Annotated in this window: 10 protein-coding genes; 1 reads left to right on the top strand and 9 read right to left on the bottom strand. The window is 40.6% G+C overall.

The window, feature by feature from the left end; all coding sequences use genetic code 11:
- Nucleotides 1-2: 2 nt before the first annotated feature.
- The 4 genes from M4D81_RS33345 to M4D81_RS33360 all read right to left on the bottom strand — a co-directional run bounded on the left by M4D81_RS33345 (nt 3) and on the right by M4D81_RS33360 (nt 5,033).
- Nucleotides 3-1,046, bottom strand: a complete 1,044-nt coding sequence (locus M4D81_RS33345; protein WP_260069522.1) for a DUF6094 domain-containing protein — start codon at nt 1,044-1,046, stop codon at nt 3-5.
- 74 nt (nt 1,047-1,120) lie between these two features.
- Nucleotides 1,121-2,284, bottom strand: a complete 1,164-nt coding sequence (locus tag M4D81_RS33350; protein ID WP_260069523.1) for a DNA polymerase III subunit beta — start codon at nt 2,282-2,284, stop codon at nt 1,121-1,123.
- Between the two features lie 217 nt (nt 2,285-2,501).
- Nucleotides 2,502-3,287 carry a LytR/AlgR family response regulator transcription factor gene (locus tag M4D81_RS33355; protein ID WP_260069524.1) on the bottom strand — a complete coding sequence of 262 codons (786 nt, stop codon included), beginning with the start codon at nt 3,285-3,287 and terminating at the stop codon, nt 2,502-2,504.
- A gap of 39 nt (nt 3,288-3,326) precedes the next feature.
- A complete protein-coding gene (locus tag M4D81_RS33360; RefSeq protein ID WP_260069525.1) occupies nt 3,327-5,033 on the bottom strand; it encodes a sensor histidine kinase in 1,707 nt (568 codons plus the stop codon).
- 160 nt (nt 5,034-5,193) lie between these two features.
- Between M4D81_RS33360 and M4D81_RS33365 the strand changes: the two genes are divergently transcribed.
- Nucleotides 5,194-5,676, top strand: coding sequence for a hypothetical protein (locus M4D81_RS33365; RefSeq protein WP_260069526.1), 483 nt, complete (start codon nt 5,194-5,196; stop codon nt 5,674-5,676).
- Nucleotides 5,677-5,948: 272 nt separating this feature from the next.
- On the opposite strand, the gene M4D81_RS33370 is transcribed toward M4D81_RS33365, so the two are convergent.
- From M4D81_RS33370 to M4D81_RS33390, 5 genes are all read right to left on the bottom strand, one after another.
- Complete coding sequence (locus tag M4D81_RS33370; protein ID WP_260069527.1) at nt 5,949-6,278, bottom strand: hypothetical protein; 330 nt, start codon at nt 6,276-6,278, stop codon at nt 5,949-5,951.
- A 117-nt stretch (nt 6,279-6,395) separates the two neighbouring features.
- Nucleotides 6,396-6,629, bottom strand: coding sequence for a hypothetical protein (locus tag M4D81_RS33375; protein ID WP_260069528.1), 234 nt, complete (start codon nt 6,627-6,629; stop codon nt 6,396-6,398).
- Nucleotides 6,630-6,892: 263 nt separating this feature from the next.
- Nucleotides 6,893-7,840, bottom strand: coding sequence for a cation diffusion facilitator family transporter (locus M4D81_RS33380; RefSeq protein ID WP_260069529.1), 948 nt, complete (start codon nt 7,838-7,840; stop codon nt 6,893-6,895).
- A gap of 240 nt (nt 7,841-8,080) precedes the next feature.
- Complete coding sequence (locus M4D81_RS33385) at nt 8,081-9,166, bottom strand: copper resistance D family protein (protein WP_260069530.1); 1,086 nt, start codon at nt 9,164-9,166, stop codon at nt 8,081-8,083.
- A partial coding sequence (locus M4D81_RS33390) for a hypothetical protein (RefSeq protein WP_260069531.1) occupies nt 9,163-9,436 on the bottom strand: 274 nt, incomplete at its 5' end. The genes M4D81_RS33390 and M4D81_RS33385, both read right to left, overlap by 4 nt.

Genomic DNA, 9,436 nt, shown 5'->3' on the forward strand with positions numbered 1-9,436 from the left:
TGCTAGCTTTGAATCGTACGAATATTACCTGCTTGATCCACGATCCGGAACGTGATTTTAAAGGTCTCCCTTGTCGTCTCAATAGTTTCGTCACCGACCTTTTCAACCTCGGTTAGGGCTTCCTTCTTCACGATTCCTTTGAGAACGTGAAGAAGATCGCCGCTCCCGACTTTCCCATTTAATCGCCCTGAAGCCATGCGCAAAACCCGGTGCATTTCCTTGTCGGGAAGAAGGGGCTGCAACTTCAAAGCAGGAGCCTTGGGAGTTGTCCACTCCATACCTCTGCGCGATAATGAGGAATTACAAGATACCATTCTCAATTGGTCGACATCCATTAACATAGACCTGAAGTATTTCGGGGTTATGTTACCCGCCGGCACCTTATAGTACGGTTCCTCGGATTCAGGTAAACGATTAAGCTCCATACCTTCAGCAACCAAACCAAGAATTCGCTGCACTTCCGGTCGATTAATGAATTTGACGGATCGTTTACGGCCAAACACATACACTTGGCCGAAAGTATCGTCATGAGATTGGTACACCTTGATATCATCCAGGTTGGTAACCAGCAAGGTTACAATATCCTTTGTCATTCGTCGCCTTGGGATGTTATAGATGAGTATTCCGTCCGCAGCTAAGTACTGCATAATGTGACGAAGAAACACCTTCTCTTTACGCTCACGCTTCATCTCTTCCGATTCCGAATCGTCATCATAGGGTGGATTCAGGTAGATCAGTCTAAAATAGTCTTTCGAAATTCGGCATTGTTCATAGCCGCCATAACACGAATGATGAACACGTTCTCTAAGCTCCAGGTACTTCTCTTCATTGGGTTCAATTCCAAAGGTAACGGCCATTGAGCTTTCCGTAAGGATTTCCAGCGCTCGACCGCTTCCTGCACAGAAGTCTGTGACGGAAAATGGCCGTTGCGGGTAGTGCAACAAATTTCTGACACAGACCATATCTTTCTCCGTCGTCTCGAAGTTTCCCATTCGAATCTTGTTCCTCACGATACGATCGAACATCCGCTTCATGTTGTCGGACATATTTATCATCCCCCTGACAGAAAATAGAAAAGCCGCGCATACGCGCAGCTCTTTTTGGGCAACCCTGTAATTTACTATCTAACGGGCAATACAACGTTCATTACCGATGGATCTCCATCATACAAAACAAATGATGGGGTACCAGGTCCCGTGATGTTGAATAGAACATCATTCACGTCCCGATCACTAACTGAAAGTGCATCCCTCAAATAACGACCGTTGAACCTCACACCGTCCATGCCTTCGTCTACATAGGATCCCTCGATGGATTCAATAATTTCACCTGTTTGGCTTACTGATTTCACAATCAGTTCCCCGTTGTCTCCGCGCAAAAAATAAACACGATGGTTTTCAGACTCGAGGGACAACATTCGGTTTAATGTGTCATCAAGCCGGTTGAGAGGAATCTTTGCGACGTATAATTCCTCTGGAATTTGGCAAAGAGCATTAACATCAGGAAAGCTCCCCTCCAATAGTCTTCCAAAGTACACCGTATTACTGCTTCGATCCCGAAGAATGACATGGTGTTCAGTGATGGCCATGTCTATCCTCTCCGAAGTTTTAAATGTATCCACGATGTTTTTGAAATTCAATGCATCGATTACGCCACCATTGAAATGATCTTTAGGTACTTTTACGTCGGTGCTGAAACGGTATAGCCGGTGCCTATTTGTCGAAACAAAGCCAAGTCTACCTTCCACGGAGTAGATGTTTATACCGCAAAGGATTGCTGTAGTTGCATCAGTTGAGGCAAATCGTTGAGCTGCTGCCCCCTTCCGCAATACATCAATGGGGATCGAGATAAACTCTGCGCCGGCCAATGACGGGAGCTGTGGGTACTCATCTGGATCCAGTACCTTAAGGGATGCAGATCCACGATTTCCGTATGATATTTTTACAGAGTCTTCACTCACGCTGAATGACAACGGACCACTCGGTAAACGCTTTACCAACTCTATCCCTTCCCTCGACGGAAATAAGTAACTACCATCCAGACCACCAGTATTCTCTACCTGCAGCATCATAAGAACTGCCTGAGAATCAGACATCGCCGTAACGAAGAGCACATTTTCTTTCAAATCGAATCGAATACATTTCAATATTGGAATCATGCTGCTCTTCGGAACTACCTTTGCACATGTAGCTAACACATTCATAATGGCTTCATGTTCGACGGTAAACGAAGCCCCCTCCGCTTTAACGACCGTACCGACATGTTCCTTTACTGCTGTTGCCATCGTTTAATTCCTCCTTGTTTTTGAGCACAAAAAAAACCGTGGAAACAAAAAAACACACCTTAGGCGTGTCTTTGTTCTCCACGGCAGTTTCATGCCTCATATTTATTTCCCCATAAAAAGGGAGTACTCGCTCACCTGCCGAAATGATAGCGGCGGTGAAAAAAATGGTAAATCGGTAATATCAATATTATATTGAAATAAGAGCGGTCCTGCAAGACTAGACACCGACCGCAGGTAATCCTGTTTTCAGCTCACGCTGCCTTACTAAAAATTCGTCGTAATTATTCCTTGAAAGTAAAATACGTGTTGTTGAATTCCGCATTGTAATTAGATAATTGCCTTGAGTTACGGGATCGGGAAGAACCTCATCTACATAAATCAAATTCACCAGGAAACTTCGATGAGGGCAAAAAATGATCCGAGATGTTTGATCCATGATCTTTTTTAAAGGAGTTCGCGTCTCGACAACTTTCCCATCTTTTAAATAGATCTTTATCATTTTCATATCATTAATCTTTTCAGCGTAGAGAACCTTTTTCTCGTTAACCGATATATCCCGACGCCTTGATGTAACGGTGATCATATTCATATTTTCTTCCTGCAGCGTACTCAGCATGTTATCTGCTTTCAACTGGATGATTGCTTTCTGGATGGCCTTTTCTAATCGGTGATAGGTAACTGGCTTCACAATATAATCAACGGAGTCTAATTCATAACTTAATAACAGATGAGTTGAACTGCTCGATCCTGTAACGAAAATTATCTTTGATGAAGTACCACTCTCCCGAAGGACACGGTATGCAGAAATTCCGTCCATTTTCTCGAGCCCAATATCAAGAAGGACTATGTCTGGTTGGTGCATAACACAACTTTCAATCAATCGAGAACCGGAAGATACCATATCTATAACAGTATGGCCCATTTTTTCAACAAACATTTTTAGCTTACTGCGCTGAGCATACCCATCTTCTGCAATGATAACCGCATAATTTCTATCCACCATTCAACACCTCTACTCCTGTGAAGTACTACTATTACCTACTTATTCTCCTATCGGCAGCCATACATTAAACTGGATATACCCATCTTCCGGAAGTTCATATTGAAGACTTCCCTTGTTACGTTTAACCCGCTCCCGAACAATGTTTAAGCCAATTCCAGTGCTGTTCTTCGTGGATTCTCGCGGTAAGAACATTTGCTCAATTAAATCAACCGACATTTGCTGCTTCACTTTGTTTCTAACTGAGAATCGAAACTCACAGTTCCGTATTTCTCCGTTAAGCACAACCAGGCGTCGGTCCGGATTCATTTTTAGCACTTCATCAAAGGCATTATCGAGTAAGTTTCCAAGAATTTTTACAACATCCACCTTTCGGGAACCTGTAAGATTTGGTTTTGATCCTGTCAAATTAGTAAGCTCAAATTTAAAAGTAATGTTCTCAGCCATCGCTTTTGAGTATTTTGATAAAATCAGAGCAGATATTTCAGGGACGCCGATATCGATAATCTCATTTATTGTTGCTGTCTCCTCTACTATTTCATTGATGTATGCCTTAGCATCATCAAAATACTCAAGCTCAAGTAGACCATGCAAAGTATCCAAGTGATTATGAAAATCATGACGCTGTCCACTTACCTCAATCCATAGAGGATCCGTGGTACTTTCATGATGCTCCAAAGACGCCACAACAGGTTCCTTCTGGAATTTTGCAATTAGTTTATATAATCCACAAACGAAGACTCCAATAAGCGTTAAAATCAAGGAGAGGGTCGCATACTTCAGTATATAATCCTTGAATACATGGTTCGTGTGATCCAAGTTACCTGTAATGCTGATGATATATGTATAACCATTTGTATCCTGACAGTGATAAAACGTTTTCACGATTTTATGATTCTTTATCTCAGCCCCATAGGATGTATTCTCTCTTGCTTCAACCACTTTCTGAATATATTTCAAATCCCTCGGATCTTCGAATACATTCGTGCCAAATAGTAACTCTAATTTTTTAGGACTCCATTCTCCCGAGTTTTCTTGGTCATTTTGACTACTGCCCGCCGGATTATCCCAAAAGACGGCGATATCAAGCAATACCCCTTCTTCCTCACGAAGCATGGTTTCTATGTACTTATTAAGATCCATTCCCTGCTCAATCAGGTAAGAGTATCCATTATCTACATAAGGATTAATAATGTAGTTAGTTCTTCCATCGTAGTAAAAGCCGTTTTTATAAAAAGCATGAGAATTAAGAGCACCAGCTATTGGCTTATCTGACCAGTAATTCTTAAGCTGTGAGCCTTCCAAAGGCTCTAAATTTAATAACTGCCGAAATGCCGTGTTATAAGTATCAGAACCAGGAAGTCGCATACCTACCCGAGATGGTTCAGATGATCGTACTACTATAAAATCATTCCCTCTTGGCGCGATCAGCGAGATCACGTTAATATCTAGGTGTTCCGCGAGATCACTGAGCTGGTCATTAGAAACATCTTCATATGATTCAGGAATTTTATTCGAGATCGCAATCGCTGTATTACGAAGCGAGTGCGATAACAGAGAATCTGATATTTCTATATTCTTACTAAATTTTTGAATTTCTGAATCTAGTAGTTTCGAAGTGAGTGTCATTTCACTTGACACGCGTTCAAAAAAGGCCTTTTTACTTATATTATCGAACATAAATAGGTTTGTTAATAGGAATAAAATAATAGTTATTGTGAACAACCACGCAATTGTCCGGCTGGACATACAGATAATTACCCCCTAAGACCCACCCCCTTTTACCTATATTTTCAACAATTCAGGTCGCTTTAACCCCATTTCAGGCCGTTTTTATTCCAACACTCACTAATCTGATATACACTGCAAATAAGAACGCTCGCAATCAGGCAAAGGGGGTCCGTATTCTATGAGTCGCGTTTCTTATTTAGTCATTTATGAAGGAGATCGAGCTGCGTCGAATGTGGCAGCCTACGTACCAATTCTAGACTTAGAAATTATCGGTGATACCTACGAAGAGGTACGTTACCTTGTTCAAGAGATTATGAATCAGGAAATAACATCACTTGCTGCTTCTGGCCTGCTGATTCCAGAAGATAACGCTAAAACCGAGACGATTGTAATGGCTGGCGGTAAATTCCCGATTTTGTATGAGACAAATGGAAGTATGTCTCATCATAAAGCTTATATTCCTGGTTTTCGTATTCAAGTCCAAGGCTTATCATTTGAAGATGTTCAGCGGAAGGTTAGAATTCTATTGCAGGAAGAAATAAACACACGAAGAGAAAGTAATAATCCAGTGCCACAAGATTTTGTCCAGATCGACTGGGTAACAATTGCACAACGAGTTATTCACCCGTCGGTACAATCAAAAACTTTACAAATATCCTAGTATTTAATAAAACACTGATAATGTCAAAAAGTTTGTTCTAATGTCGAAAGTACTCAATCTCAAAAAATCAAAAAAAGCGAGGGCCAACAAGGCTCTCGCTTTCAATTTCTCGTTTATATTTAATACTTTAAGTTATTCGACATTATTCGTTTCTATGTATCAGTTAATGCTGGTATACGAATAATTAATTTCGTGAATCTCCATGTTCTTCAGACATTTATGTTCAATATGCTCAGGAAGGCTGCCTTACAGCGTTGGGCAGCTCCTTTTTATTATAGTTCATCGGGATCTCCCATAATCTCATGAGGGTACAATTGGCTTTTGATAAGGTGATATGCATCCTTCCGATCGTATAAAGGAGCAAATCTATACCGTTTATCATCATTTGTTCCTCGCCCTGCCAAAGCGATATGACGGAAAGCTGATGGTTTTTCACGTCCACTTGCCAGGATAGGGACACCTAGGTCATTACAACGACTCTTTGTCAGTAGCACCGCAAATGGATATGGCGTATCTGCCCAGCGCTTAGAAATTGAGTTGTAATATGGCAATCCCGTTTCTAACACTTCTTCTTTTGCGTACCAGCCTTTTTTATTGGGCATTGTCTTCATCCTCCATAAGCTAAAAATCCGGATCTTTCGGGTAGTACCCCCTCCATTTTCTCGCCAGACTCTGGCCATTATCAAATGGGGAGAATTACTCTCCCCATACCATAAATACTAGTTATTATTTTTAAGTGCAACTACCAAATTATCAATTTTATAATAAGCAATCACAGGAGGATTTGCATCCGGAAAAACGCAAAGAGCCCTGACACCACTCCTCGCTATTTCAATAATGACGCCGGTTCCGTATTGCTTATATTTTTTATGGACCACTCTATCCCTCTCCTTAGGGGCCTGCTGGGTTAGGGATAATTGTTCTTCAAAGGTTTGATTGGTCTGGATAATCACAAACATTCCCCCTACTCTTATGGCAAATCATCTCCAGAGCATCGATCAGTCGGCCATCTTTCTGGAAGGTAGGGATGAATATTTAGCCGGCGACAACAGCTTTAAACTATTGTAGTACTTCGGCCCACGACCCTGCCGCCTTCTTATGATAAATTATGAGAGACAGCAAAAAACAGTGAAAGTTAAGCAATGCTTACTTCTTCACTGTTTTTTTGTTGGATTTATTTTCGAAAAATGGAGAAACCATATTTGTTGCGTTATCCTCAATGCTCCTCAATATCACACTTTGTTTCCGGACCATCCACTTGAATCGTAGTATGTTTAATTTTAAATTGTCCCTCTAGAATACTCTCAGCCTTTTTAAGGACCACGGCACCATTTTGTATATCATTCACGACAATATGACAGCTAAGTGAAGGGAAGTCCGACGAAATAGTCCAGACATGCAGATCATGTACCTCGATCACATGTTGAATGGAACTAAGCATATCTTGAACTTCGTTGACATTAATATTGGATGGTACCCCTTCCATAAGAATGTTGATTGAATCTCGAGTCACCCTGAAAGCACTAACGATGATAAGAATGGACACCAATACGCTGGCAATCGGATCTGCTAAGTTCCAGCCGAAAAACATAATCAGTAAAGCAGCAATAATGGCTCCAATGGAACCAAGTAGATCACCAATTACGTGAAGAAAAGCACTCCTTATGTTAAGATTTTCGGACCTGTCACCTTTCATCAGAATATAGGCCGCAGCTAAGTTAACAATCAAGCCAATGGAAGCGATAATGATCATACCCGAACTCATAACTTCAGGTGGCTCAGAAAATCGTTTGTAAGCTTCCCAGAATATGTATAAAGAAATCACGATCAAAGTAATACCATTAATAAATGCAGCTAAAACCTCAAACCTTTTGTATCCGAAGGTTTTATATTTACTGGCTCTTCGCTCCCCAAATATCATAGCAAAATAACTTAATCCAAGGGCAGCAGCATCGCTTAGCATGTGACCTGCATCAGAAATTAAAGCCAGGCTGTTAGTCATGAAACCGCCAATGGCTTCAACAATCATGTATGCTGTAATGAGAATAAAAGAAAGTCTTAAGGCTTGTTTATTCACGTTTTTACCATGACTATGTGAATGCCCCCCCTCTTGGGAGTGGCCATCATGATTCGATTGTTGAAGTGAAACGCTTTTTTGTCCCATTGATTTCAACTCCTCATGCTATAGTGTATCTACACGATTTATTGCTCGAAATATAGGGTTCCCTAAACTAAACCAAATTACGCCATTTTGTTTTCAACCTTCACCTCTTACGTATTTCATAAATATTCTTGTTTTAATACTTACCTTTTTTAACAGACGGCAGAAAAAAGAACCTAATCGTAAAATGATCAGGCTCTTTTTGAAAAGTAATTTCATTTAACTAACAATATAAGTCTTAACTCAGGATATTAAGGTCATAAATCCTACAAATGAAACAAATGTAAATATAACTGCACAAATCAGAGCAGCGTAAGCATTCTTATTTTTCTTAAACAACAGGTACATTGAAACAATACTACAAAGTGCCACTATAAAGAGGAACACAGATATCGGACTCCATGTAATTTCAACTGGAACCCGCACTCCTTCTCCTTGGATCAACCACATATATAACTTAGATGCTGATGATTCCATCAATTGAGGATTTAAATCATGAGGGGCTGGCTGCTGATTCATATAGCCTGTAACGGTATAGATCAGTAGAATAATGATCCCCTCGACCAGCACCCACTTTTTAGGATTGAAATCCGTATGGTTTAGCTTCCTTTTTACTAAGAAACCGTTCAAGAAAGCAATGACCAAAAGTGGAATCACGAGAAGATGTTTTAACAATAAGGATTGACCATATGAAGTGATCCAAGAGTTCACATAATCAGGATCTGTTCTCATATTTAAAAGTAATCCAGATACAAGGATGATAACCATAGCGATAATTGCAAGCGGATGATACCATCTTAAAAATGCCTTCCACTCTTCTGCTTTATTGGGTATATACAAGCCGGCAACGACCAGAATGCCTGCCCAAACGCTTACAGAAAACAAATGTAAAAATTGTGTCCAAAAACCTATGATTCCAAAATTGGAGGATGCATGGCTTGACCACGATAGAGTCCCGATAATACCGATCGCTACCAAGAATAACCCCGTAAGAGCGATTTTATTGCTTCCTTTACTATTAACTCCTTTGTTCACCAACACGATACAGATAAATAATCCGGTGAAAATCACTGTCCAAATATATGCTTTCCCTTCTGAGAAAAACAGCATGACATTCTTAAATATAAGTGCAAAGCCTGCATCATCTGAGAAAAAGAGAACAATTCTGAGAACAGGTAGGAACGAAAAGATTGCGACTCCTACTGCTGCTATGATTAATAATTTGGCAGGGAATTTGACTTGTGTATGAATACGTGGGACGATAATGCCCCCGAATAAAATAGCCAAGCAACTATAAAGTATGGGTTCCCCTATCCAATACCAATTCATTTTTTCCTCCGAGTCATTCCTCTTCCTACTCCAGCTACAATCAGGATGATCACAATACCAACCACAAAATAAATCCAAATATTATTTGTTCCCGTTTGATTTATGTCCGACTCCGTATTCGCTTGATTACCGCTTGCAGTTTCGGATGTCACCTCAGGAGTTTCCTTCGGCTCAGCACCCTCTTGATCTGCTATTTCCGGTTCCTTCGCATTGGTTTCTGTAACCGGCTCCTTTGCTTTTATATCGACAACAAAGTCATATTTTCCTTCT

The organism is Paenibacillus sp. p3-SID867 (assembly GCF_025142895.1).
In the GTDB taxonomy this organism is placed as follows: domain Bacteria; phylum Bacillota; class Bacilli; order Paenibacillales; family Paenibacillaceae; genus Paenibacillus_AQ.